Origin of the sequence: Acinetobacter sp. SA01 (assembly GCF_011319235.1) — a bacterium.
Classification (GTDB): domain Bacteria; phylum Pseudomonadota; class Gammaproteobacteria; order Pseudomonadales; family Moraxellaceae; genus Acinetobacter.
In genome coordinates, this window is sequence record NZ_WXXM01000009.1 from 110,880 (window position 1) to 134,651 (window position 23,772).

The 23,772-nt window shown below is 43.5% G+C and carries 22 protein-coding genes; 6 read left to right on the plus strand and 16 right to left on the minus strand.

The features are described from left to right. Positions 1-6: 6 nt before the first annotated feature. Positions 7-1,185 (minus strand): YbfB/YjiJ family MFS transporter, encoded by a 1,179-nt coding sequence (locus GTU69_RS10200; protein ID WP_166170253.1) that lies wholly within the window; start codon positions 1,183-1,185, stop codon positions 7-9. A 230-nt stretch (positions 1,186-1,415) separates the two neighbouring features. Between GTU69_RS10200 and GTU69_RS10205 the strand changes: the two genes are divergently transcribed. Beyond that, positions 1,416-3,392, plus strand: coding sequence for an acyltransferase family protein (locus tag GTU69_RS10205; protein ID WP_166170255.1), 1,977 nt, complete (start codon positions 1,416-1,418; stop codon positions 3,390-3,392). Between the two features lie 73 nt (positions 3,393-3,465). On the opposite strand, the gene GTU69_RS10210 is transcribed toward GTU69_RS10205, so the two are convergent. Then, on the minus strand, positions 3,466-4,896 hold the full coding sequence (locus tag GTU69_RS10210; RefSeq protein WP_166170257.1) for a pyridoxal phosphate-dependent aminotransferase: 1,431 nt from the start codon (positions 4,894-4,896) through the stop codon (positions 3,466-3,468). A gap of 228 nt (positions 4,897-5,124) precedes the next feature. Between GTU69_RS10210 and msrB the strand changes: the two genes are divergently transcribed. Together msrB and GTU69_RS10220 are read left to right on the plus strand one after the other, a co-directional pair. Next, on the plus strand, positions 5,125-5,544 hold the full coding sequence (msrB, locus tag GTU69_RS10215) for a peptide-methionine (R)-S-oxide reductase MsrB (protein WP_166170259.1): 420 nt from the start codon (positions 5,125-5,127) through the stop codon (positions 5,542-5,544). Continuing rightward, on the plus strand, positions 5,541-6,023 hold the full coding sequence (locus GTU69_RS10220; RefSeq protein ID WP_166170261.1) for a glutathione peroxidase: 483 nt from the start codon (positions 5,541-5,543) through the stop codon (positions 6,021-6,023). Before msrB ends, GTU69_RS10220 begins: the two co-directional genes overlap by 4 nt. Positions 6,024-6,208: 185 nt before the next feature. Here GTU69_RS10220 and dapC read toward each other — a convergent pair whose 3' ends face one another. The 5 genes from dapC to GTU69_RS10245 form a co-directional block, all read right to left on the minus strand. Next, complete coding sequence (gene dapC / locus GTU69_RS10225) at positions 6,209-7,378, minus strand: succinyldiaminopimelate transaminase (RefSeq protein ID WP_166170263.1); 1,170 nt, start codon at positions 7,376-7,378, stop codon at positions 6,209-6,211. Positions 7,379-7,405: 27 nt separating this feature from the next. Beyond that, positions 7,406-10,072, minus strand: a complete 2,667-nt coding sequence (gene glnD / locus GTU69_RS10230) for a [protein-PII] uridylyltransferase (RefSeq protein ID WP_166170265.1) — start codon at positions 10,070-10,072, stop codon at positions 7,406-7,408. Positions 10,073-10,102: 30 nt separating this feature from the next. After that, positions 10,103-11,317 (minus strand): formate-dependent phosphoribosylglycinamide formyltransferase, encoded by a 1,215-nt coding sequence (gene purT / locus GTU69_RS10235; RefSeq protein WP_171522019.1) that lies wholly within the window; start codon positions 11,315-11,317, stop codon positions 10,103-10,105. Between the two features lie 170 nt (positions 11,318-11,487). After that, positions 11,488-11,835 carry an L-valine transporter subunit YgaH gene (ygaH, locus tag GTU69_RS10240; protein ID WP_166170269.1) on the minus strand — a complete coding sequence of 116 codons (348 nt, stop codon included), beginning with the start codon at positions 11,833-11,835 and terminating at the stop codon, positions 11,488-11,490. After that, on the minus strand, positions 11,825-12,580 hold the full coding sequence (locus GTU69_RS10245; RefSeq protein ID WP_166170271.1) for an AzlC family ABC transporter permease: 756 nt from the start codon (positions 12,578-12,580) through the stop codon (positions 11,825-11,827). The genes ygaH and GTU69_RS10245 overlap by 11 nt, the downstream gene beginning before the upstream one ends. Before the next feature lie 104 nt (positions 12,581-12,684). Here GTU69_RS10245 and GTU69_RS10250 point away from each other — a divergent pair, with 104 nt between their 5' ends. Both GTU69_RS10250 and GTU69_RS17310 read left to right on the plus strand, forming a co-directional pair. Further along, positions 12,685-13,164, plus strand: coding sequence for a hypothetical protein (locus tag GTU69_RS10250; RefSeq protein ID WP_166170273.1), 480 nt, complete (start codon positions 12,685-12,687; stop codon positions 13,162-13,164). Between the two features lie 278 nt (positions 13,165-13,442). Beyond that, on the plus strand, positions 13,443-13,568 hold the full coding sequence (locus tag GTU69_RS17310; RefSeq protein ID WP_277343572.1) for a hypothetical protein: 126 nt from the start codon (positions 13,443-13,445) through the stop codon (positions 13,566-13,568). Between the two features lie 133 nt (positions 13,569-13,701). Here the strand turns inward: GTU69_RS17310 and GTU69_RS10255 are convergent, their stop codons facing one another. Beyond that, positions 13,702-14,403: a Crp/Fnr family transcriptional regulator gene (locus tag GTU69_RS10255; protein ID WP_166170275.1), complete on the minus strand. Its 702-nt coding sequence runs from the start codon at positions 14,401-14,403 to the stop codon at positions 13,702-13,704. Between the two features lie 101 nt (positions 14,404-14,504). On the opposite strand from GTU69_RS10255, the gene GTU69_RS10260 reads away from it, so the two are divergent. Then, on the plus strand, positions 14,505-15,038 hold the full coding sequence (locus GTU69_RS10260) for an Mpo1-like protein (RefSeq protein WP_166170277.1): 534 nt from the start codon (positions 14,505-14,507) through the stop codon (positions 15,036-15,038). A 66-nt stretch (positions 15,039-15,104) separates the two neighbouring features. Here GTU69_RS10260 and ychF read toward each other — a convergent pair whose 3' ends face one another. The 8 genes from ychF to GTU69_RS10300 form a co-directional block, all read right to left on the minus strand. Then, positions 15,105-16,196 carry a redox-regulated ATPase YchF gene (ychF, locus tag GTU69_RS10265; RefSeq protein WP_086195044.1) on the minus strand — a complete coding sequence of 364 codons (1,092 nt, stop codon included), beginning with the start codon at positions 16,194-16,196 and terminating at the stop codon, positions 15,105-15,107. Positions 16,197-16,309: 113 nt separating this feature from the next. Next, positions 16,310-16,969: a methionine ABC transporter permease gene (locus GTU69_RS10270; protein WP_166170278.1), complete on the minus strand. Its 660-nt coding sequence runs from the start codon at positions 16,967-16,969 to the stop codon at positions 16,310-16,312. Beyond that, positions 16,950-18,020, minus strand: coding sequence for an ATP-binding cassette domain-containing protein (locus GTU69_RS10275; protein ID WP_166170280.1), 1,071 nt, complete (start codon positions 18,018-18,020; stop codon positions 16,950-16,952). Before GTU69_RS10275 ends, GTU69_RS10270 begins: the two co-directional genes overlap by 20 nt. A gap of 10 nt (positions 18,021-18,030) precedes the next feature. Then, positions 18,031-18,867 carry a MetQ/NlpA family ABC transporter substrate-binding protein gene (locus tag GTU69_RS10280; protein ID WP_166170282.1) on the minus strand — a complete coding sequence of 279 codons (837 nt, stop codon included), beginning with the start codon at positions 18,865-18,867 and terminating at the stop codon, positions 18,031-18,033. Between the two features lie 11 nt (positions 18,868-18,878). Next, a complete protein-coding gene (locus GTU69_RS10285) occupies positions 18,879-19,709 on the minus strand; it encodes a MetQ/NlpA family ABC transporter substrate-binding protein (RefSeq protein WP_166170284.1) in 831 nt (276 codons plus the stop codon). Positions 19,710-19,724: 15 nt separating this feature from the next. Next, complete coding sequence (locus tag GTU69_RS10290) at positions 19,725-21,146, minus strand: LLM class flavin-dependent oxidoreductase (RefSeq protein WP_166170286.1); 1,422 nt, start codon at positions 21,144-21,146, stop codon at positions 19,725-19,727. Further along, on the minus strand, positions 21,146-22,369 hold the full coding sequence (locus tag GTU69_RS10295; RefSeq protein ID WP_166170288.1) for an SfnB family sulfur acquisition oxidoreductase: 1,224 nt from the start codon (positions 22,367-22,369) through the stop codon (positions 21,146-21,148). Before GTU69_RS10295 ends, GTU69_RS10290 begins: the two co-directional genes overlap by 1 nt. A gap of 11 nt (positions 22,370-22,380) precedes the next feature. Beyond that, positions 22,381-23,583 (minus strand): SfnB family sulfur acquisition oxidoreductase, encoded by a 1,203-nt coding sequence (locus GTU69_RS10300; RefSeq protein ID WP_166170290.1) that lies wholly within the window; start codon positions 23,581-23,583, stop codon positions 22,381-22,383. Between the last annotated feature and the right edge of the window lie 189 nt (positions 23,584-23,772).

Sequence of the window (23,772 nt, forward strand, 5' to 3'; positions counted from 1 at the left end):
AACAGGTTATGCTGGCTCACTGGTTTTGAATTTAGCTGTACGGGTATGCCAGACCAGTTGTAATGTTCCCGATAATAAAACTATCGCAGCCAAGACAAACTGTTGATGATAAGTCACGCCAAAATGTTGCAGAGTGCTAAAACTTAATCCGCCAATCAGCTGCACAGATGCAAAGCATAGTGTGGCAATACTCCAGAGCTTTTTATACGCCAGACCATAGAGTTGCAGGATGGTATAGGAGGTTAAAAACACCACTGCCGGATTGAGCATGCCGGTAAAAAAGGAAGAAGCAAAAGTCAGCACTGGACTGGTGTTTAAGGTTGCAATAAAAATGGCTACTATATACAGACTGTAAAGAATTTTCAGGGCGAAAAAATTGCCAAATTTTCTTGCCAGTGAATAGGCAGTAAAAGCCCCGAAAGCACTTCCTAAGCCATACAGAATCCAGTTGAAATTGATCCAGAACAGGTTCAGCCCCAGTTCATGGCTCAGGTAGTCAATCCAGAATAATGAATGGGGAATATAGGCAAATGCACTGCAGGCATATACAACCAGCAAGCTATAAAAGATTGTGTTGAGTGGAGTTTTAGATTGAGCCGGCACTGTTTGTGCAGACAGATGATGCTTAAATTGTTGCAGTAAAACACTTAAGCAGGCACAAATAATCAGCGCGAAGCCACATAAAATCAGCCAGGCGGTCTGTATGGAAATCTGGTCCAGATAAGGCAGGAACAGGGTCGCCAATAAAACCCCCAGACCAATTCCGCTAAAACCAATAAAATTGATTTTAAAACGGTCCTGAATCTCACAGCATTGTGCCACTACACTCGGGGATAAAATCATCAGCAGGCCGCCACTGATTCCCGAAATCACACGCCAAAAAATATACCAGGCTTGCGGAAAACCGGAAAATGCACAGCACATTAAACTGAACATTCCGGCAATTGCAGCCATCTGAATATATAGGGTCATGCTTTTGTTTTGAGGTAGTCGCATGGCTGCAAAAGCCCCCATCAGATAACCGAGTAAATTGGCACTGCCTAAAAGACTGGCAAAACCTGTTGACCAATCAAACGCTTCACGCGTGCTGGGTAACAAGGCGGTATAGGAGAAACGTAAAATACCAATCCCCAAGCACATACTGAGGCATAAAAAAAGACTAAGCTTGATATTGGTTGAGGACATCCATGTACTCACAGTATTTATTATTCATTCATCATATAAATAGCATGTGTACCCAACAATAAACAGGATCAGAACAAATAAACACTATAAAAACATGCATGCATACGTGATTAAGTAATCTTTAAGAGTAGTTCTATAAAATTGGCCAAAATATAAATCTTTTATTTTGTAAATTGAGTTTTCTGAATAAAGGCATACAATTTTGCTTCTTTATTATACTTTGTGAAATGATGAATTTCTCCTATCGTGCTGATATCGATGGCTTAAGGGCAATTGCCGTTTTATTGGTGATTTTTAACCATGTCGGATTATCTTTCTTTTCAGGAGGATATATTGGTGTGGATATCTTTTTTGTCATTTCAGGTTATTTAATTACCCTCATTTTAACCCACGATATTCAGTGTAAACGGTTTTCTATTGCACGATTTTACAAGAAACGTGTGGTACGCCTGGCACCTGCTTATTTTACCGTACTCAGCGTTGTCAGTATTATTGCCTGGCAGGTGATGCTACCTGGGGATTTGACGCAATATTTTGACAGTGTGATGTATGCCACTCTGCTCATGGCGAATATCTATATGCGCAATGAGGTGGGAGATTACTTCAGCCAGGATGCCGAAGGTATTCCTTTATTGCACTTATGGTCGCTTGGGGTAGAAGAGCAGTTTTATATTTTCTGGCCGTTATTGTTGTTGCTGTTTGTTGGAAAGGTGTCGCGTAAATATACCTGGGCCATTATCACGACATTAATCGTAACTTTACTGTTTTATGCCCAGCACACGTTAACGCAAAATGCAGAGAAGGCCTATTACAGTATGCCGGTACGTGCCTTTGAGTTGCTGATTGGCGCATTAATTGGCTTTCTGCCTCAGCTCAAAATTCCGGAAAAATTACGACAAAGTCTGGTTTGGGGTAGCTTAATCACGTTGTTTGCCACAGCAGTATATTTTAACCAACAGACGCCTTTTCCTGGCGCAATGGCTTTGATCCCATGTTTTGCAACTGCATTTATCATTTATCTCGGGCAATGTTCACCCTCAAGTAATGTGTTACTGAGCAATCGTTTAAGTACCTGGATAGGAAGAATTTCTTATCCCTTGTATTTATGGCACTGGCCGATTATCGTGTTATTCGGCATTTATATGCAGCCATTAAATTTCGAAAATCAGGTGGTGATTGTATTATTGTCCATCCTGTTGGCATTTTTAACCTATCAGCTCATCGAAAAACCCAGCAAACGTTTTGTGATGACAGCAAATTACAAGGTGATCATCATTGGTTTTCTGCTGCCAGCCCTGAGTTTTATCGCGATTGCCAAGACCGTCAATCTAAATCAGGGATTTCCAGACCGGTTTCCACATTCTGTTTATCTTAAACAGGAAGCACTCAACTCATTTGCTCATATCATCCGAAATAAATGTATGGATATTGAGGACCCGAAAGCTTTACCGCATCAGGAGGACTGTGTATTGGGCAAGCCGAAAGCGGCTATCGATTTTTTGTTGATTGGTGATTCGCATGCTAACGCTTATAGCGCAATGCTGGATGTATGGGCCAAAGATGCCAATTTACGCGGTTATGATGTCACACAAAGTTCAACCTTCTATTTACCTGGAGTGCGGCGTTTTGAATCTAATTTTAATCGCTGGGAAGAGCTGAGCGAATTTAAATTAAGAAATGATGCGATTACTGCCCATCTTGCAAAAACACATTACCGCACCATTATCTTGGCAGGTTCCTATGTGCCATATTTTGGTGATGAAGTGAAGCTGGAAGATGGTATACATCATTCCAATGCAGAGATATTTAAAACCGGTTTTATGAAAGCCTTGAAGATGGCCTATCAGTCCAGTGATCAGGTCATTCTGCTGAATGATGTCCCTCGGCTAGATAGAGATGGGGTGCCGGCAGACTGTAACCTTCGCAATGAAATTTTACATACCCATGCACCATGTACTGTGTCCAGAAAGAATTATGAGGCACAGTTACTACACTTTAACCGAATTGTTGTAGAGGCAAAACGGCAATACCCTGACCTGAAAATTATTGACCCAACCAAGGCAATGTGTGATCAGCAGGCGTGTAAAACTATGATTAATCATGTGCCTTTATATCGGAATAAAGACAGCAATCATATTAATAATCAGGGTTCTAGAGAATTAGGTACTGAATATTTAAAACAGTTTGGCAATCCGCTTGAAGACTAACAAAGGTTAGTAGCAGGCATAAAAAACCGCGTGATCAAACGCGGTTTTTTTAGCAATCTCCGAAATCAGGACATTAGCGCATTTTTGACAGGAAGCGACCTAAACGGGTAATCGCTTCACGTAATTCATTTTCGGCCGGCAAGAATACCACGCGGAAATGGTCTGGAGTCGGCCAGTTAAAACCGGTTCCTTGCACCAGTAATACTTTTTCTGCACGCAATAAGTCGAGCATGAGTTTTTCATCATCCTGAATTGGATAAACTTCCGGATCCAGTTTAGGGAAGCAGTACATGGCACCTTCTGGTTTCACGCAAGAGACACCCGGAATCTCATTTAACATTTCCCAGGCAATATTGCGTTGCTCATATAAACGGCCACCCGGACGAATCAGGTCATTAATCGACTGATAACCACCTAAAGCCGTTTGAATCGCATATTGCGCTTGATGGTTGGCACATAGACGCATCGATGCCAGCATGTCCAAGCCTTCAATGTAGTCCATTGCACGTGATTTATCACCGGTAATGGCCATCCAGCCTGAACGGAAGCCGGCAATACGATAGGCTTTAGACAAACCATTAAATGAGATACAAAGTTGATCACCCGCAAGCGCAGCTACAGAGACATGTTCAATGCCGTCATAAATAATTTTGTCGTAAATTTCGTCAGCAAACAAAATCAGGTCATATTTTTTTGCCAGATCAACAATTTGTTGCAATACATGACGAGGGTAGACCGCACCGGTCGGGTTGTTTGGATTGATAATCACAATACCGCGGGTATTTGGGGTGATTTTACTTTCCATATCCGCAATGTCTGGATACCAGAAGTTTTCCTCATCACATTTATAGTGAATCGCGGTACCACCAGACAGGTTTACAGCAGCTGTCCATAATGGATAATCCGGCATTGGAACCAGCATTTCATCACCGTCATCCAATAGACCTTGCATGGCCATCACGATCAGTTCAGACACACCATTACCTATATACACGTCATTCACATGCATGTTGAGGATGCCTTTTTGCTGGTAATACTGACAAATGGCTTTACGGGCAGGGAAAATCCCTTTGGAGTCGGTATAACCTACCGCATTGGGCAGGTTTAAAGCGACATCATTAATAATTTCCTGCGGCGCTTCGAAACCGAATGTGGCGGGGTTACCAATATTTAGTTTAATAATTTTATGCCCGGCCTCTTCCATCTCGTTGGCCGCTCGTAACACTGGCCCGCGAATGTCGTAGCACACGTGCTCGAGCTTAGACGATTTCTTAATTTCGCGTGGGGTGTGGAAAGTGTTCGGCATTTTTATATTCTCGGAAAGAGTGGAGGTCACTTTTGCATAACGGTATAAATAGCTTTTAAATGTCTCGGTTGTTACCAGATCGAGATGATGTTCATCTCTGAGTAAAGCAACAATTTTTTCATGCGTAAAACCTGCCTGTTGATATTGCTTAATCACAGGCAGCAGATTTTTAAAAATTACGCTCTTTTTCTGCGACATTTTTTAATCCTGAGCAAGAGTAAGACTAAGCCTAACACTAAATTTGCTTACAAAAAAGCATTTAATTTTCAGAATTGCTTACCATTATTTTATATTTGCTTACTTTTTGCTTTTAGGGTCATTATATTGATTTTGTAAATTGTTGAATAAAGACTAGAAATTTAAGATTGAATGACGTAAATATACGATTATCCTATTTTAAATAGCACGATATAAAGGGACGTCATCATGGGAAAACTCAATAAAACAGAAAGAGAATGGCAAAGAGAGTTATCACCAGACGAGTTTCGCATTACGCGACAAAAGGGGACGGAGCCAGCATTTACCGGTAAGTACTGGAATACCAAGCAGGCAGGGACTTATCTTTGCCGTTGCTGTGGGACAGAATTATTCTCTTCCGAAACTAAATATGACAGTGGTAGTGGCTGGCCAAGTTTTTATCGCCCTGTAAATAGTTCGGTCATTGAGGAGCATCAGGATTCGACACATGGTATAGTCAGAACAGAAATTGTTTGCCATCATTGTGGCGCACATTTAGGCCATGTTTTTGAAGATGGCCCACAACCTACAGGATTGCGCTATTGCGTAAATTCAGCTTCTTTAGAATTAAAAACACAAGAAAAAAGTGACGAGGAAACCTATCCATGACCAACATTTATCAGTTTGAGGCTGAGTTGTTAGATGGAAAAAATAAATCATTTGCCGATTATCAAGGTAAGGTTTTATTAATTGTAAATACTGCGAGTAAGTGTGGTTTTACTCCCCAGTTTGCTGGTCTTGAAAAATTGTATGCAAAATACAAAGATCAGGGATTTGAGGTATTGGGATTTCCCTGTAACCAGTTTGGTGGGCAAGATCCGGGTTCCAATGAACAGATTGGTGCATTCTGCCAAAAAAATTACGGCGTGAGTTTCCCGATGTTTGCCAAAGTGGATGTAAAAGGGCCTGAAGCCCACATTTTATTTCGCTATTTGACCAATAACAGTAAAGGAATTTTAGGCAATGGCATTAAATGGAATTTTACCAAATTCTTGATTGGCAAAGATGGCAAGGTGCTCAATCGTTTCGCACCCACCACTAAACCTGAAGAGCTGGAAAGTGAAATTGAAGCAGCTTTAGCGCAGTAAGCTGGAATAATAGAAAATAAATAAAATAGGGCGATTCATGAATCGCCCTATTTTATTTTACAGGCTTAGAAATCTATTTCATTTTCACAAATGCAATCAACAGGTCATTTAATCCATACGCTATAAGCTAATCATCCACTGGTGAAACAGTGGATGATGCTTGATCTTATTGTCTCTTTAATTCATTAAAGAATGGCTTTAAGACGCTGAATGGCTTGTTCACATTGTGCGATATCGGCGACCAATGCCATACGGACATGATTTTCACCCGGATTGCCTTGCTCGGTATCACGTGACAGATAACGGCCAGGCAGGACTTTAATATGGGCTTTTTCCATCAGCATTTTGGCAAAAGCTTCATCATTGTCTACTTTTAACCAGTAATAGAAACCTGCATCCGGTTTTTTCAGTGGCAACAAGTGACCCAATTCATTTTGAAATAATTCAAACTTGGCGCGATATAGTTTACGGTTTTCTTCTACATGCACTTCATCATCCCATGCCGCGATTGATGCCAGCTGGTGCTGAACAGGCATGGCAGCACCATGATAGGTACGGTATTGTAAATACGGTTTCAGTAAAGAGGCATCACCGGCAACAAAGCCGGAACGCATACCCGGCAGGTTTGAACGCTTGGAAAGGGAATGGAACACCACACAGTTTTTGTAATCATCACGGCCGATTTCAGCACAGACTTCCAGTAAACCGACAGGGGCTTGATCAAACCACAGTTCCGAATAGCATTCATCTGAGGCAATGACAAAGTTATATTGGTCTGAAAGGGCAATTAGTTTTTTAAATTGCTCTTTGGACAATACAGCCCCTGTTGGATTGCCGGGTGTACAAACAAACAATAATGCCGTTTTTTCCCACACTTCTGCGGGAACTGCATCAAAATCACCCAGATAATTGTTTTCTTCTGTGCAATTAATGAAGTAAGGTTTGGCACCGGCAAGTAAAGTTGCGCCTTCATAAATTTGATAGAAAGGATTCGGCATCACCACATAAGGTGCATCTTCACGGTTGACCAAAGCCTGAACAAAAGAAAAGATCGCTTCACGTGTTCCAGATACAGGTAAAACATGGTTTTCAGCGCTAATACTATTGAGCTTGAAGCGACGTGTGAGCCAGTTGGCAATGCTTTGACGTAATTCAGGTAAGCCTTTGCTGTTCGGGTAAGTCGATAAATGCTGGAAGTTGTCAATAATGGCCTGTTTTACAAACTCGGGTGCCGGATGCTTTGGCTCACCAATTGATAAGGCAATAAGGGGTAAATCTGCAGTTTGGATATCCTGAAAAAGCTTATTTAACTTTTCAAAAGGATAAGGATGCAATAATGACAAACTTGAGTTCATGAAATCGATACCGCGTAAATTTAAGTTTTAGTGGTGACCAGAGACTAGACTTGAGGCTTCATCCAGAGCTGACTTCAATTGGGTAGCAAAAATTTCAGCTTCTGAATCAGTCATTGGCTTACCATCTTTTTTGGTGACAAAGAAAATATCTTCTGCACGCTCACCCAAGGTAGCAATTCTAGCAGAATGAATATCTAAACCCTGCATCATAAATAAACCACCTACTTTAGCAAGTAAACCCGGATGGTCGAGCGTTGCAATTTCAACCATGTTTTGCTCTAAAGCGGCATTCAGGGTGATATCCACGGTATTTTCAATATCAAAATGGCGTAACTGGCGTGGAATACGACGCTGCATTAAGCCCGGATATTTATCTGACTCGCTCAAAGCCTTGACCAATGCCTCAATGACCGTCTGTTCACGTTCAGGGTCGGTCAGTAAGGTACCAAAACGGTCCAGCACCACATAGGTATCCAGACTAAAGGCCGTTGAGGCGGTGATAATCCGTGCATCCTGAACGTCCAGATTCATCCGGTCCAGAATGGCGACAGTGGTGGCGAATAGATTCGGTTGATCCTGAGTGTAAATAAAGATCTGTACCGCATCTTGTGCCGACTGGCGATGGGCACGCATCAAGACCAGAGGTTCAGTGTTGTTGCCATGTTGCAAGATGGCACGGGTATGCCAGGCAATTTCATCGGCTGACTCTTTAATAAAATATTCATCGCCCAGTTCTTGCCAGACTTTTTCGACATCGGCCAGAGAGAAGTCATTGACCAATAATTCACTGGCAGCAAATTTGGTGTCTTCAATCAGCATTTGATAATCCACCGGATGTCCAAGACCGGTACGAATCACATCCCGTGCATGGGTATAAAGTTGACGCATTAAGGAAGCACGCCAAGTATTCCAGAGTTTGGGATTGGTCGCGTTAATATCTGCAACAGTTAAGGTATACAGATAATCCAGATGCTCCATATCACCGAGTTTTTCAGCAAAATCTTGAACTACATCCGGATCGGAAATATCTTTTTTCTGTGCAGTCATGGACATCAGTAAATGACTTTGAATCAGCCAGGCCACCAGATTGCATTCACGTTCGGTAAAGCCATGTTTCCGGCAGAATGCAATCGCATCTTCTGCACCCAGTTCACTATGGTCACCGCCACGGCCTTTGGCGATGTCATGGAACAAGGCTGCCAGATAAACAATGTCGCGACGGCGAAGACGTTGGAACACTGAACTGACCACTGGGAAATCTTTGGCAAATTCAGGTTCTTTAAAGCGGTTTAAATTACGCAGCAATAACAGGGTATGGGCATCTACGGTATAGATGTGGAACAGGTCATATTGCATTAGTCCCATAATTTGCCCAAAAGCTGGAATATAATTGCCGAGCACGCCATAACGTTTCATCGCCACCAGCGTATCATACAGGCGATGCGGTGAACGGATGATCGCCATAAACAGGGCTTGGTGTTCGGGGTTATCGCGATAATCTTGATTGATGCGTTTGGCTGCAAGGGTGAGCAGACGTAAAGTGCGGGCACGGATGCCTTCAATTTCAGGGCGATTTGCCAATAAATAGAAGATTTCCAGGATTGCACTGGGACGTTCCGAGAAAATTTTATGATGCTGTACCGCCAGTTTGCCATCGACCAGTTTGAAATTTTCGTTAATTTCTTCAATTTTGCGTTCGTAGTTAGGCAAACGTGGGGTAATCACAGATTCATTAAAGTAAGCCAGCAGCATTTCATTTAAGGTGGATACCTGCTGTGCGCTACGATAATAACGCTTCATGAATTGTTCAATCGGATAATTCGGTGATTTATCTTCTTCACGTGTATAGCCAAACAGGGCCGCAATATCACGCTGATAATCGAACAATAAGCGGTTTTCATCGCGTTTGGTGAGGCGGTGCAGATGATGACGGATTTCCCATAAAAAGCTTTCAGCTTCTTCTAGCACACCCAGTTCGAACTCTGAAATAAAGCCTAAATGCACCAGGTCATAAATACGGTTGACCCGGAAGTGACGTTTGGCAATCCAGCCAATCTGGTTGATATCGCGGATGCCTCCCGGCGCATTTTTAATGTCCGGTTCCAGATTGCTTTCGGTATTGTTATGCTGAGCATAGCGCTTTGCCTGCTCATCCATTTTGGCATCAAAAAAGGTTTTATCGGTCCAGGTTTGTGAAACAATACGGCGTGGCCATTTGGCCAAATGCCGGTTACCACTAATTAAACGCGATTCAATCAGCGCAGTCGCGACGGTCAAATCATTAGTGGCCTGTTCCACACATTCGTAAATGGTACGTACACTAATACCGGGTTTGAAATTACCGACATCCCAAAGCGAGGAGATAAAAGTGGAAATCAGTTTTTCCTGCTCGGCAGTAATATCATCTTCCGATAAAATCATGATATCGACATCAGAATAAGGCAACATTTCCCGACGACCATAACCACCCACGGCAAACAGGCCCAGATCGGTCTGGTCAAGTTCAGCATGTCTCCAGAGAAACTCAAGGGCTTCATCAATCAAATGGGAGCGGGCCAAGATAATTTCCCGGATGGACTGTCCATTTTCAAAACTTTCCTGCAGCTGATTTTCAACATCGGTGCGCCATTGATTGATCGCCTGAATGTCATGGTTACTTTTAACGTAATTCAGCAGTGGAGAAGTATTGATCATGAACAGTGGTCCGTTAATAAGGTTGCAAGTTTAGTTTTGTTGAACACTGACTTGAGACGCCGTCTCTAGTGCAAGTTTACGTGCCTGATCTGTTGTTTCAGCACGTGCAGTTGCGACCCCCATACGACGACGTTTAAAACCTTCGGGTTTACCAAAAAGGCGTAAATCGGTGTTTGGGTTGGCTAAAGCAAGATTTAAGCCAGAAAAAGACAAATTGCGATCATCAACGCCTGCATAAATGACGGCACTGGCTGCAACACTATGACGAGATGTATTTACCGGCAGACCTAAAATGGCACGTGCATGTAATTCAAATTCGCTCTGGAATTGCGATGCAAGGGTAACAAGCCCTGTGTCATGCGGACGTGGAGATACTTCACTAAACCATACTTTATCGCCTTTGACAAACAGTTCCACGCCGAAAATACCGCAGCCGCCTAAAGCAGCCGTGACTTTATGTGCAATGCGCTTAGCTTCTTCTAAAGCCACCGGAGTCATGGCCTGAGGTTGCCAGCTCTCGACATAATCGCCAGAGTCCTGACGGTGTCCAATCGCGTCGCAGTATCGGGTTTCGATTTCGCCTGTTTCAGCATTTTTGGCACGAACTGTGAGCAAGGTAATTTCAAAGTCAAAATCGATTTGTGATTCCACAATCACTTTACCCTGATTGACGCGGCCACCGGTTTGCGCATATTCCCAGGCCGCATCGACTTCATCAAAACTTTTGACACGTGATTGACCCTTACCGGAAGAAGACATTACCGGTTTAACAAAGTTGGGATAGCCAATGTCATCACAGGCTGAACGGAATGATTCAATCGAGTCGGCAAAACGGTAAGCTGAGGTCGGCAAGCCCAGTTCTTCGGCAGCCAGACGGCGAATGCCTTCGCGGTTCATGGTCAGGTTGACGGCTTTTGCTGAAGGAATCACGGTGGCAATATTTTGTTGTTCGATTTCAACCAGAACCTGAGTTGCGATGGCTTCAATTTCGGGCACAATCAGATTGGGTTTAATTTTTTCAATCAGTTGTTTGAGTTCTTCGGCATCTGCCATATTCAAGGTATAAGCATAATGTGCAACTTGCATGGCAGGAGCATGGTCATAACGGTCTGCTGCATGAACTTCTACACCTAAACGTTGCAGAGAAATCACCACTTCTTTACCAAGCTCTCCTGAACCTAATAACAAAACTTTAAAGGCAGAAGCTTGAAGGGGAGTACCAATAGTCACGCTCATGTAAATCATCCATGCTTGATTTTATGGACTTTTAGCATAGCAGAACTGATTGGTGAATTAAGCCCGGATTCACATAAAATAATGATATTGTCCAACAATTTTATTTATAAAGTGATCTCTAGCTTTAATTTTAATCCCTTCAAAATCTCCCCTTTAAAAAGAGGAGATTTTTAAAACACTTAGAAGGAAACGGGCATATAGGTGTAAATCAAACCATAGGTCAAGGCGGCGGTTAAAGTCGCCGGGACAATCTTCTTAAACTTAAAATATAGCCCGGTTAAGGTCAGGAAACCTACAAGCATGGCGAAGCTTTTATTGGGGCTTTCCATCAAGGGGGGAAGCGTTGCCACCACCAGCATGGAACTGATCGCAGCGATGCCAATACTGCCTAAAGCTATTCTGATCCAGACTGAGCCACGCTTTTGAGAATTTTGCTGATGTTTTTGAATGACATAAAAAGGACCAAAACGCGAAGCAAAATTGGCAATGCCGACAATGATCCCGACCAGAATAATTTCAAGATTCATGGGTTTCTCCCAATACATCATCATGCTGTTTTAAAACATAATGTTTAAATAAACCTGCCAGAATACCGGATAAGATGCCAATAAAAATGGCTGCTGACAAATTAATGAAATAGCAGGCAATTGCCGAAACAATTAAACAGACCGTGACAATAAAGGTATGTTTCTTTTCAAAGGCAGCAAGCAGGAAGCTGAGGAACAAGGCTGGTAGCAAGAAATCCAGAGCGGCTTGTAAAAACTGCGGTAAGGCACTGACCTGGTCGGCAAATAATCCACCCAGGAAAGAACCTAAAGCCCAGGACATCCAGCTAAACAGGCTCAAGCCCAGCATCCAGGACTCTGACCATTCCTGACGTCGTTGCGACAGTTTAATCATTCCCGAGGCAAAGACTTCATCGGTCAGGCCCCAAGCCCAGACGGCAGTTTTCTTTAAATTCAGCTTGTCCTGAATCAGGTTTTGTAGGGCCGGACCGTAAAGTACATGACGAATATCTAAAGCAATCACAGTGAGGGCAGTCATCCAGATGGATGTGCCACTGCCCAGTAAAGCCACGACCAGAAACTGGCTGGCACCGGCATACATGGAGCAGGATAGAAACAGTGCTTCCCAAGAGCTAAAACCGAACTGGCTGGCCGAAACACCAAAAGCAAATGAAACAGGAAGATAAGTAAAAATAATGGCTTGGCTGTCTTTAGCACCTTGCCAAAAGCCGGCAGCTTGAACTGGAGGGATTTTGTGCTCAGACACGACACACCTTTGCGGGAGAGTTGAACAACAGGTCAAATGATGATTGAGTATTGTACTCGAATTCACTAGCATAGTGCCGAATTGTTTATCTAAGCGAGCCTGATATGAGGATGTTGAAGACGCGTGGAATGCTGATTGTTTCTTTATTATGCAGTAGTGTTTTGCTACAGGCTTGTGGAAATGACAGCAAGAATACTGAAAAACCTGAAATTAAGCCGGCACCCAAGCTGACCAATGATGCCACCACTTATGCCAACGAAGCCTGGAAATTCATTAATCAGGTGGATAGTTTGGTCTATGCCAAAAAACTGGATGTATTGGAAGAACAGGTCCGTAAACCTGCACGCAAGCTCAGCACGGATTGGCGCATTAATGTCAAAATGACTGATTCCGTGACTGAAGGTAAATATGCGCTCTGCCGTAAAGCCCTGACCAGTCTGGAAATCTGGGCGCGTGAGACGATGGATCAATCTAGCTCAGTGGCGCAGAAACAGGCCGATTACGAACGTGATAAACAGCAATGTAAGGATGCGATTGAGCATCCGCAGCTGGGCAATACCGATCCGAAAAAGGTCGGAGTTTAAAAAATCAAAACGGGGCAAAGGCCTCGTTTTTTTATGCCTTAAATGTCATGGTATTTTCTTTTAGTTATAGTTTTAAAGAATGAGTAAGAGAATAAAACGATAATCTGATAAATATATAGAATTATCTTAAAATGATAAATTGTGTATAATAATTTGTGTTTTTATGATGAAAGATTCAATTTAATTCTAAATGTATTTAACTTTAGTAACGATCAGGAGTAATAATGATGTTAAATAAAGTGTTTTTATATATAAGTATAACTGTTGTTCTAAGCGCTTTGAGTAGTGTTGCCACAGCTGCAGAGCCGTTACAGGCCATTCAGTCGTCATCGGACAATGAATATGAAGTTGCGCCATGCACCAATGGTTTTGATGATGTCAATGTGTGTCAATTACGTTCATAAGTACAATGTGTAAAATAGATGCATCATCAGGCAAGTTATTCACCTGTCATGCTTGGCCGTAGAACAGCTGACACTGCAATGCTATACATCTCTGAATTATTTTCATGGTTTAAAATTTTATTCATCTTCCGATTTAAATATTGGGAAAGGCATGCGCAATGCGATGCAGTTCCGCTACATCCAAAATTTCAATTTTCTTAAAAGATACGCACAAAATATTTTGCTGTTCCAAAGCTTGTAGTTCCTGATTGATGGTCTGTCGGGAGCAGGTCAGCATTTGTGCCAGTTGTTCCTGGGATAAATGAATGACATTCTTTTCAATACTTAAATGATTGCCATAGCCATTTAAAATAGACATCAGGCGTTGTGCCAAACGCTGGCTGATGCTTTGCGTTTGAATAGAAATTAGCTCCAAAAAAGCAAAGCGCAATTTTTGACTGGTCAGTTGTGCAATGTGATACCAAAAAACCGGATGCTGTTGCAGCAGGGATTGTAGTGCGGTACTCGGTATATGTAAGATCAGGCTTTTCTGAGTTGCAATCGCATCGTGAGAACGGGGCTGGGCATCCACCAGCGAGATTTCACCAAACCACATAACCGGTTCTACAATGGCCGCCACAGCAGCTTTGCCATGAATGTCAATATAACCCAGGCGAACCGCACCTTCTAAAACGGCATAGATCCCATTAAATATATCTCCTGAACGGAAGATGCTTTGTTCCTTGTCAAAACGCTGCTGCACAGCACAGTTCACAATAAAATCCTTAAATACCGCAGGCAATTGTGCAAACCAGATATTCTGCTCTAAATGTTTAATATAAATGGGTTCGAGCATTTTTATTCCTTTTTAATCTGAGTTGTCGGCTAGCTGACAACTTGTCCTGGTATTTTTTTATATAGTGAAATGAAAATATAAGTCTAACAAGGAAGACGGTCATGACCAAATTAGAACAATTACTGAGCCAGTATGCCGCATACCATCTGGACCAGAAAAATATTTATACTCATTTTGTGGGTATTCCATTGATTGTATTTTCAATCATGTGTCTGACTGCACGTGCCGGTGTGGTCATTTCAGGTGTCGAGCTGACGCTGGCTTTAGCATTACTATTGGCAAGTACAATGTATTATCTCAGTCTGGACCGCATCTTTGGCCTGATCATGTTGCTCATCTATGCGCTTGCTTATCCATCTGCTTACAGAATTGCGCAGCTGGATACGACTGTCTGGTTAAGCATGAGTATTGGCATTTTTGTGGTGGGATGGGTATTCCAGTTTGTGGGCCATTTTTATGAAAAGAAAAAACCGGCTTTTATGGATGATGTGATTGGTCTGGCGATCGGCCCTTTATTTGTCCTGGCTGAAATGGTGTTTATGTTCGGGTTTCGAAAAGAGCTGGAGCAACGTATGCTGGCAGAAGCTCGTAAGCAACGCGCTGTAATGGATGCCAAGACCGTGAATCTGAACTGAAAAAAGCTCGACATAAAAAAGCCAGCATCATGCTGGCTTTAAACTGTTTTGAAACGTCAGAATGGTTTAAACGTTAAAACGGAAGTGCAGCACGTCACCGTCCTGAACCACATAAGTTTTACCTTCCAAACGCCATTTACCGGCTTCTTTCGCGCCAGCTTCGCCGTTGTATTGTACGAAGTCATCATAAGCAATACATTCAGCACGGATAAAGCCTTTTTCGAAGTCAGTATGAATCACACCCGCTGCTTGAGGAGCAGTTGCACCGACTTTGACGGTCCAGGCACGAACTTCCTGCACACCCGCAGTAAAGTAAGTTTGTAAGCCAAGCAGGCTGTAACCGGCACGAATCACGATGTTCAGGCCTGGTTCTTCCATGCCCATTGCTTCTAAAAATTCAGCGCGGTCTTCATCTTCAAGCAATGAAATTTCAGCTTCAATCTGGTTGCATAGTGGAACCACAATGGCATTTTCTTCAGCGGCCAATTTTTTAACCGCTTCCAGATGCGGGTTGTTTTCAAAACCATCTTCAGCCACGTTGGCAATATACATGGTTGGTTTTAAAGTCATTAAACCGAAACCACGTACCAGTTTGCGTTCATCATCATCCAGATTGGCTGCACGGGCAGGTTTACCTTCATCCAGTAAAGGCAAAATTTTGTCCAGAACGGCTTTAGTGGCAACAGCATCTTTGTCGCCCCCTTTTGCAGATTTAGCCAAACGCGTAACCGCTTTGGTCACAGTTTCCAGATCAGCCAGTGCAAGTTCGGTATTGATGGTTGCAATATCATCCAGTGGATCAATTTTGCCGTTCACATGAATGACGTTTTCATCTTCAAAACAACGAACCACATGTGCAATCGCATCGGTTTCACGGATGTTGGCCAGGAACTGGTTACCCAGACCTTCACCTTTAGATGCACCTGCAACCAGACCGGCAATATCCACAAATTCCATCGTGGTTGGAAGCACGCGTTGCGGTTTAACGATTTCCGCAAGTTTGTCCATGCGTAGGTCAGGTACAGGCACGATACCGGTGTTTGGTTCGATGGTACAGAACGGGAAATTTTCTGCAGCAATAGCAGCTTTAGTCAATGCATTGAAAAGTGTAGATTTACCAACGTTCGGCAAGCCGACAATACCGCAATTAAAACCCATGAAATGACTCACAACGTGTTATTTAAAAATTGCCGCTGATTTTACATGAAAGCCATGACAAAGTCAGGTCATGGCTGGATGCTTTGTTGAAAACTCATAAAATGGATAGGGATTTAAATTTTGCGTTTATCCAGCTGGCTGGAGATGGAATCGCCCGTGGCCTGTACCAGCATGACCAGAATCACCAGCGCAACAATCACGGCCAGCATCATCTGCATGTCAAAACGCTGATAACCATAACGATAGGCGATATCACCTAAACCACCAGCGCCAATCGCACCGGCAATCGCCGATGAGTTGATCATGGTCACCAAGGTCACGGTAAAGCCTGCCACAATCCCGGGCAGGGCTTCAGGTAGCAGCACATGCCAGATGATCTGCTTGCGGTTACAACCAATGGCTTGGGCGGCTTCAATCAAACCCTGATCGACCTCACGTAAACTGACTTCTGCAATACGGGCAAAGAAAGGTGTGGCTGCCAAGGTTAAAGGCACTACCGCGGCCCAGACCCCATAACTGGTGCCGACAATCCAGCGGGTCAATGGAATGAGCGCCACCATTAAAATTAAAAACGGTACTGAACGGGTAATGTTGACCACCCAGCCTAAAGCCTGATTGATGCTTTTGGACGGATAGATGCCATGTTCGGCAGTACTGACTAAAATGACTGCGATGGGCAAGCCAATAAAAAAGGCAACCAGGGCAGATACTCCCACCATCAACAAAGTGTCAATGGTGCCGCTAAGTAATAAATCAATGAGCTGGTCGTGCATAGCCAATGACCTCAATCTGTGCAATGTACTGTTTTAATTTCTGCTGGAGTAGTGTGGTATCTATATGCAGATCGGGGATTGCCACAATAAAACTGCCAACCAGATGGTTCTGGATGCAATCGATATGACTCTGATAGAGATGAACTGGATGATCGAACTGCTCGAAAATCACTTTCAAATCTGGTGAATACTGAACACTAGAAGCATAACGCAGTTTTAAAATGCTATGTGAACTGTCGGCAATAATCTCTGGCGTTAGCGCAAAAGGCAATTCCAGCTGTTCCAGATTCAGCAATTCCTGAGTGATCTGCTGCTGTGGATTAGAAAAGACTGACCACACTTCACCCGCTTCAACAATTTCACCATGTTCAATCACCACCACCTGATCGCAAATTTCACGAATGACCTGCATTTCATGAGTAATCAGCACAATGGTGATGCCGAGTTTCTGATTGATTTCCTTGAGCAGAGACAGCACCACAGAAGTACTTTCTGGGTCCAGGGCAGAGGTGGCTTCGTCACAGAGCAAAATTTCTGGATGGTGAACCAGCGCCCGGGCAATCCCGACACGCTGCTTTTGTCCGCCGGATAACTGGGACGGATAGTTGTGTGCTTTTTCACTCAAACCGACCAGTTGCAGGACTTCATTGACCCGCGCTTCAATCTCGTGTTTGTTATAGTTGGCGACTTTTAGCGGCAGGGCAACATTTTCCCAAACGGTCTTGGCCGACATTAAATTAAAGTGCTGGAAGATCATGCCAATGCGCTGTCTGAGCTGGATCAGTTCAGCATGTTTCAGTTCAGCCAGATCCTGCTGGTGAATGTGAATATGTCCTTCACTGATCTGTTCCAAACCATTTAAAGTACGCAGCAAGGAAGATTTGCCTGCGCCACTTTTGCCGATAATGCCAAAAATTTTGCCTTCCGGAATATCTAGGTTGATGTTTTTCAAGGCATGTACCGATTGTCCTTGTACTTCATAATATTTATTCAGGTTTCTGATCTTGATATGGGGAACAGAAAAGTCCACCTGTGAACCAAAACTCACCATTTTATTCTCCTTATTTCCAGCCTTCAAACCACATGCCCGTACCAAAATCCCGGTCTAAAATTGTTTTTACTTTTGCAGAGTTCTGGAAAGCTTTGACAAAGGTTTCGAGTTTTTTATCGTGATCGACATAATCTTTTCGGGTCACAAAAAGAATGGCGTATTTCTTATCCACCGGGTCTAAAAACAATGCACTGTGAGGATCGGCTTTTTTCGCCATATTTAAGTAATGCGGAAAACCAAAAATCAAATCTGCATCGTCATAGGCAAGAGCCGTTTGCGGACCTTCCACTTCTAAAAACTTAAGCTGTTTTGGATTGGCTACAATATCTTGCAGGGTTGACAGCTCATTATGGATATCTTTGACTTGAATCAAACCTGCACGATGCAGCAAAATCAATGCACGAGCCGAGTTTACAGGATCACTGGGAATCACCACACGTGCATTTTGTGGCAAGGCATCTAAGGATTTATATTGCTTGGAATACAAACCGACATGGCTGCCACTACCGATGCCAAAAGCATGTAGGTCATAATGGGTTTGTTGAACCGCATTCTTTAAAAACACACTTTGCTGGAAAAAGTTGGCATCAATATCACCATTTTGTACGGCAACATTGGGTGCTTGCCAGTCTGAAAACTCTACCAGTTTGACATGAATGCCATCTTTCTCTACTTCTTTTGCAACCGTTTGTAATAGTTCCGCATAAGGTGGACTAATACCAATCGTCAGGACGTTATCCTGTTGCTGGTTTTGCACATAACGATAGGTTATTAATCCTGCAATGATGACAACGACAGTGAGGCCAATCAGCAGTTTTTTAAGATTCAGTTTGGAAACTTGAGACATAATTTAAACCCTTATTTCCAGCCCGGGAACCAGAGTTTGGCACCGAAATCTGCATCCAAAGCCTGTTTCACTTTTGGCGAGTTTTGATAGATCTCGACAAATTTTTTCAGCTTGTCGTTTTTATCTTGGTAATCCTCACGCACGGCAAACAAGATGGCATAACGGTTATCCTTGTTAGAGTCAAATAACAGCGCCTGTTCGGGATCAGCTGTTTTCGCCAGACGTAAATAGTGCGGATAGCCAAAAGCCAGATCGACGTCATCAATGGCACGTGCGGTTTGAGGGCCTTCGACTTCGACAAACTGCAATTTTTTCGGATTGCTTGCGATGTCTTTCAGGTTAGACAGATGGTTTTTAGGGTCTTTCAGGGTGATCAGTTTTGCCTGTTGCAATAAAAGTAGAGCACGGCCTTGGTTTACAGGATCGTTTGGAACCACGACTTTGGCGCCATCTTTTAATTCATCAAAGCTTTTGATTTTCTTGGAATACAAACCCACATGCGTGGCGGCACCTTTGGCAAAGGCTTTGATCTTAAAGTCAGTTTCTTTTTTGGCATTATCTAAAAAGGGTTGATGCTGGAAGAAGTTGGCATCAATATCACCGTGATTCAGGGTAATGTTGGGGGTATTCCAGTCGGAAAATTCCACCAGTTTGACATTCAGGCCTTGCTGTTTGGCCTCAATTGCTGCCACCTGTAAAGGTTTGGCAAATGAAGGGCTAATGCCAATCACCAGTTCATCAGAAGCTGATTTCTTTTGCTGATTCCAGACCACCAGTCCAATAATGACTGTGGCAATAATCACCCCGATAATGGTCAGTTTGGTTTTCGCTGTTTGTGCCATGTTGCACCTCAAAATTTATGCGGATTGTTTTTGATTTAAGCTGGAGTTCGAAGTTGAGGCGGAGCTTGGACATCGAAATTGCTGAACTGGGTGTGAGGTCGACAGGCGGTCTCCCTGATTAAACAGTTTGTGTCTTAAACTGCCGTGTTCGTAGGCTGTTTTATAACGGCCGCGTTGCTGCAATTCAGGAATCACCAGACGGATAAAATCATGGTGCGATTCAGGGGCAACGGTACGGGTCAGGTTAAAGCCATCAATACCGGTTTCATCAATCAGCTGAATCAGTTTTTCTGCCACAGTTGCACCACTCCCGACAATCAGGGGATAACGACCACCTAATACATGCTGAGCTTTTAAATCATTTTTGCTGATGCGCTGTTCTTTAAATTTATTGTTGACTGACGCAATGCTGTTGGTCTTTTGATAAGGAATCGCTTCATCATCGGTAAATTTGGACAGGTCAATGCCGACAGAACTGGAGAAATGTGCCAGACCCGCTTCAGGACTGGCATAAGAGCGATATTCATCCAGTTTTTGCTGTGCCAGTTCATCGGTTTCCGCAGTCACCACGGTAATGCCGACAAAGATTTTAATATCTTCAGGATGACGTCCTTGATTAGTAGCTTGCTGACGAATCTGATCGACCTGCTTTTTGATTTTTGCAGGCTGATCACCACCAATAAACATGCCTTCCGCATGCTGGGTGGCAAAGGCCATTCCACGCGGTGAAGCACCAGCTTGAAATAACACCGGTGTGCGCTGAATGGAGGGTGAAACCTGAAATACGCCTTGGCTTTGGTAAAATTGACCATCATGCTGAACGGGATGTACTTTGGTAGGATCGGTAAATATCCGGTTTTTCTTGTCTTTTACAACGGCATCATCTTCCCAGGAACCTTCCCAGAATTTATAGCAAAGCTGTACAAACTCTTCGGCCTGTTCATAGCGCAGGTCATGGTCTTTAAGTCCTTTTTCGCCAATTAATCGCTGTGCGCTGTCCAGATAACCGGTGACAATGTTCCAGCCAATACGGCCCTGGGTCAGATGATCCAGACTCGCGAAACGTCGCGCAAACTGATAAGGCGATTCATAGCTTAAATTCACCGTCACACCAAATCCCAGATTTTGTGTCACTGCTGCCATTGCAGAAACCAGAGTACTGGGGTCATGACTTGGTAATTGAATCGATTCTTTTAACGCCAGGTCGATATTGTTTTGATAGACATCATACACCCCGGTAATATCGGCAATAAACAGGCCATCAAACAGGCCTTGTTCCAGGGTCTGGGCTAAATCTGTCCAGTAGCTCAGCTCATTAAAACGCTGTGACTCATCACGTGGATGGGTCCATAATCCGTGATTGATATGGCCAACACAGTTCATGTCAAAAGCATTTAGCAAGATTTTTTTGGGTACAGATTGTGATGTTGTTGTCATTACAATGTCCCCCGGCGCGGTGGTAGTACGCCATTTAAAATATGATTGGCAATGAAATAATATTTCCAGCGCGAAGCATCATGCAGCGTGTGCACGCGGGCATTGCGCCAGAAGCGGTCCAGACCATCTTCACGTTGGCTGCCACGGCTACCGGCCAGTTCAATCAGTTTGGATGATGCTTTTAAGGCAGTTTCGGTACTGTGTGCACGTACTTTGGCCACATCTAACGATGCTTTGGCGATATTTTCCGCGGTCGGTGCAGGTCTGGCGGCATCAATTGAACGGGCGGCCTGTTTCAGTAAAACTTCAGAGGCACGTACATCGGCTACAATCCGTCCCAGTTCGAACTTTGTCAGTGGGTCATCGGTGGCTTGATCTACGCTAGAATCAATCCACGGACGGGCCTGACGCACACGGTTTAAAGTTTCTTCAAAGGCGGCACGGGCAATACCGGTTTCAATAGAGGCATGCAGCAATTGAGCAAACGGACCGGAGATGGTGGGCTCTGAATAGGCAATATCAAATGGCACTACATCTTCAGCCAGCACTTGCACATTGTTGAATTTCACTGTACCGCTGCCTGTGGTACGTTGCCCGAAACCACTCCAGTCATCGATTAAAGTCAGACCTTCGCTATTACGCGGCACAAAAGCCAGGAACTGCTGATCCTGTTCATCGACCACCAGTGTTGGAATGCGATGAGCAAATAAACTGCCGGTGCAATAAAACTTTTCGCCATTAATCACATAGCCCTGATCAGTTTTGCGTATCGCGGTTTGGCGTTGTGCAGCGGTTTTGGTTTTAAACTCGGCCAGAGCATTGCCAAAACGGGCACCTTTTAACACTTCAGCATAGAGTTTCTGTTTTTGCTGTTTGGTGCCGCTATTACGCAGAATCTCCAATCCATAAAAATGGTTTTGCGGAATCTGGCCAATCGAACCATCTATACCACTCATTAGTGCAATCACTTGCGCTACGGTATAACTGGATACTTCTGCACCGCCATACTGTTTTGGGACGGTAATGGCCCAGAGTCCAGACTGGCTATAGGCTTCGATTTCTTCAAAAGGCAGAATGCGCTCGGCATCGCGCTGAATGGCTCCAGCTTTGAACTGTTCCGCTAGATTGCGTGCAATTTCCAGCGCTTCTGCATCGGACTGAATAACATGTGCATGTGCCAATTGCTCTGAATTAAATGAAATAATATTTTGATATGAAGTCATGAGCGATGTCCTTAAATCCAGGCGTGGCGTGCAGGGAGGGTGTGATTGAGGTAATAATCCCCAAGCGCATGTAGCTTCCAGCGCACCGGATCATGCAGGGTATGTACACGGGCATTGCGCCAGTGCTGGTCCAGGTTGTGCTGACTCAGACTGGAACGGCTACCGCCAAGTTCCAGTAATTTTTCCGAGATATGCAGGGCAGCATCATTAGCATAAATCTTGGCTTCAGCGACTAAAATAGAGGCTTTGGCAGCCTGTTCATCAGTGACTGATTCCAGCTGATCCAACTCATCTAGATATTCAGCCGCTTCATCAAGCAGCAAAATGGCAGCATCCAATAGCACCGCAGACTTGCCAACTTCCTGCAAGGTATAGTGTTCAAAGCTGGCTTTTTCCACTTGTGCATCGACAATCGGGCGTGCTTTATGCACCGCCGTCACGGTATCAGCAAAGGCCGCTTCAGCAATACCGACATCAATGGCAACCTGTAATAACTGTGAATACGCACCGCGGTAATTGGGCTTACTGGAAAGCAGGCGTTCATCAAAAATCAGTAGCGGATCAACTTCAACATGCTCAAGTCTGACTGTGCCACTTGAAGTGGTGCGCTGTCCAAAACCATTCCAGTTATCAATCACTTTCACGCCTTTGGCCTGAGCATTGACGATAGTCAGTACTACATAACCTTCGGGATGAATAGCTTTAATCGCGAGCCAGTGAGCAAAACTGCTGCCCGTTGAATAGAATTTTTCGCCATCGACAAAATAACGCCCATTTTCAAAAGTTAATGTGGTTGCCAAGGTTTTGGTATCTTTGGTATTACGTTCCGGCCCACCATTGGCTAAGCGTTTACCTTGTAAAATTTCTTGATAAATAAACTGTTTTTGCTGCTCTGTACCCATCATTTGGATCATATTCAGCAGCGCAATCTGATTTTGTGGGATTTGTCCTACACTGGAATCGGCCTTATTCAGAATGCGGAATACATGTGCCAATGTTTTATTGGAAACGAAAGCACCACCAAATTGCTTTGGAATACGAATACCACCTAAGCCTTTCTGGCTGAATAGATCAATTTCAGCAAAAGGCAATAAACGCTGTTGATCACGTTCATTGCGACCTTCCAAAGCAAAATCCGCGACATGATACGCAGCATGAATAGCTTCAAGATCGTTTTCAATTACATGAACATTTTCAGAAATTAAACGAGACATAATGACACCTTAAATCGATATCAGAACGCTACAAGTAATTGAATTCAAAATTAAGCAATTGCTTTTGCAAAGCTTATGAAAAATCCTGTTTAAGATAAAAACTGCTAGATTTTTATTTATTTTGCATATATTAAGTGTTTAAAAAACAACATGATTTGAATTTTTTTAAACACTCATTTTCTGACACTG

Coding starts and splice junctions, on each gene's coding strand:
- GTU69_RS10295 (WP_166170288.1), bottom strand. CDS start 22,369: ATGACTTCATATCAAAATATTATTTCATTTAATTCAGAGCAATTGGCA.
- GTU69_RS10270 (WP_166170278.1), bottom strand. CDS start 16,969: ATGCACGACCAGCTCATTGATTTATTACTTAGCGGCACCATTGACACT.
- GTU69_RS10205 (WP_166170255.1), top strand. CDS start 1,416: ATGAATTTCTCCTATCGTGCTGATATCGATGGCTTAAGGGCAATTGCC.
- GTU69_RS10285 (WP_166170284.1), bottom strand. CDS start 19,709: ATGGCACAAACAGCGAAAACCAAACTGACCATTATCGGGGTGATTATT.
- GTU69_RS10280 (WP_166170282.1), bottom strand. CDS start 18,867: ATGTCTCAAGTTTCCAAACTGAATCTTAAAAAACTGCTGATTGGCCTC.
- GTU69_RS10255 (WP_166170275.1), bottom strand. CDS start 14,403: ATGCTCGAACCCATTTATATTAAACATTTAGAGCAGAATATCTGGTTT.
- GTU69_RS10200 (WP_166170253.1), bottom strand. CDS start 1,185: ATGTCCTCAACCAATATCAAGCTTAGTCTTTTTTTATGCCTCAGTATG.
- GTU69_RS10220 (WP_166170261.1), top strand. CDS start 5,541: ATGACCAACATTTATCAGTTTGAGGCTGAGTTGTTAGATGGAAAAAAT.
- GTU69_RS10290 (WP_166170286.1), bottom strand. CDS start 21,146: ATGACAACAACATCACAATCTGTACCCAAAAAAATCTTGCTAAATGCT.
- GTU69_RS10210 (WP_166170257.1), bottom strand. CDS start 4,896: ATGTCGCAGAAAAAGAGCGTAATTTTTAAAAATCTGCTGCCTGTGATT.
- ygaH (WP_166170269.1), bottom strand. CDS start 11,835: ATGAATCTTGAAATTATTCTGGTCGGGATCATTGTCGGCATTGCCAAT.
- dapC (WP_166170263.1), bottom strand. CDS start 7,378: ATGAACTCAAGTTTGTCATTATTGCATCCTTATCCTTTTGAAAAGTTA.
- purT (WP_171522019.1), bottom strand. CDS start 11,317: ATGATTTACATGAGCGTGACTATTGGTACTCCCCTTCAAGCTTCTGCC.
- GTU69_RS10260 (WP_166170277.1), top strand. CDS start 14,505: ATGACCAAATTAGAACAATTACTGAGCCAGTATGCCGCATACCATCTG.
- GTU69_RS10275 (WP_166170280.1), bottom strand. CDS start 18,020: ATGGTGAGTTTTGGTTCACAGGTGGACTTTTCTGTTCCCCATATCAAG.
- msrB (WP_166170259.1), top strand. CDS start 5,125: ATGGGAAAACTCAATAAAACAGAAAGAGAATGGCAAAGAGAGTTATCA.
- glnD (WP_166170265.1), bottom strand. CDS start 10,072: ATGATCAATACTTCTCCACTGCTGAATTACGTTAAAAGTAACCATGAC.
- GTU69_RS10250 (WP_166170273.1), top strand. CDS start 12,685: ATGAGGATGTTGAAGACGCGTGGAATGCTGATTGTTTCTTTATTATGC.
- ychF (WP_086195044.1), bottom strand. CDS start 16,196: ATGGGTTTTAATTGCGGTATTGTCGGCTTGCCGAACGTTGGTAAATCT.
- GTU69_RS10300 (WP_166170290.1), bottom strand. CDS start 23,583: ATGTCTCGTTTAATTTCTGAAAATGTTCATGTAATTGAAAACGATCTT.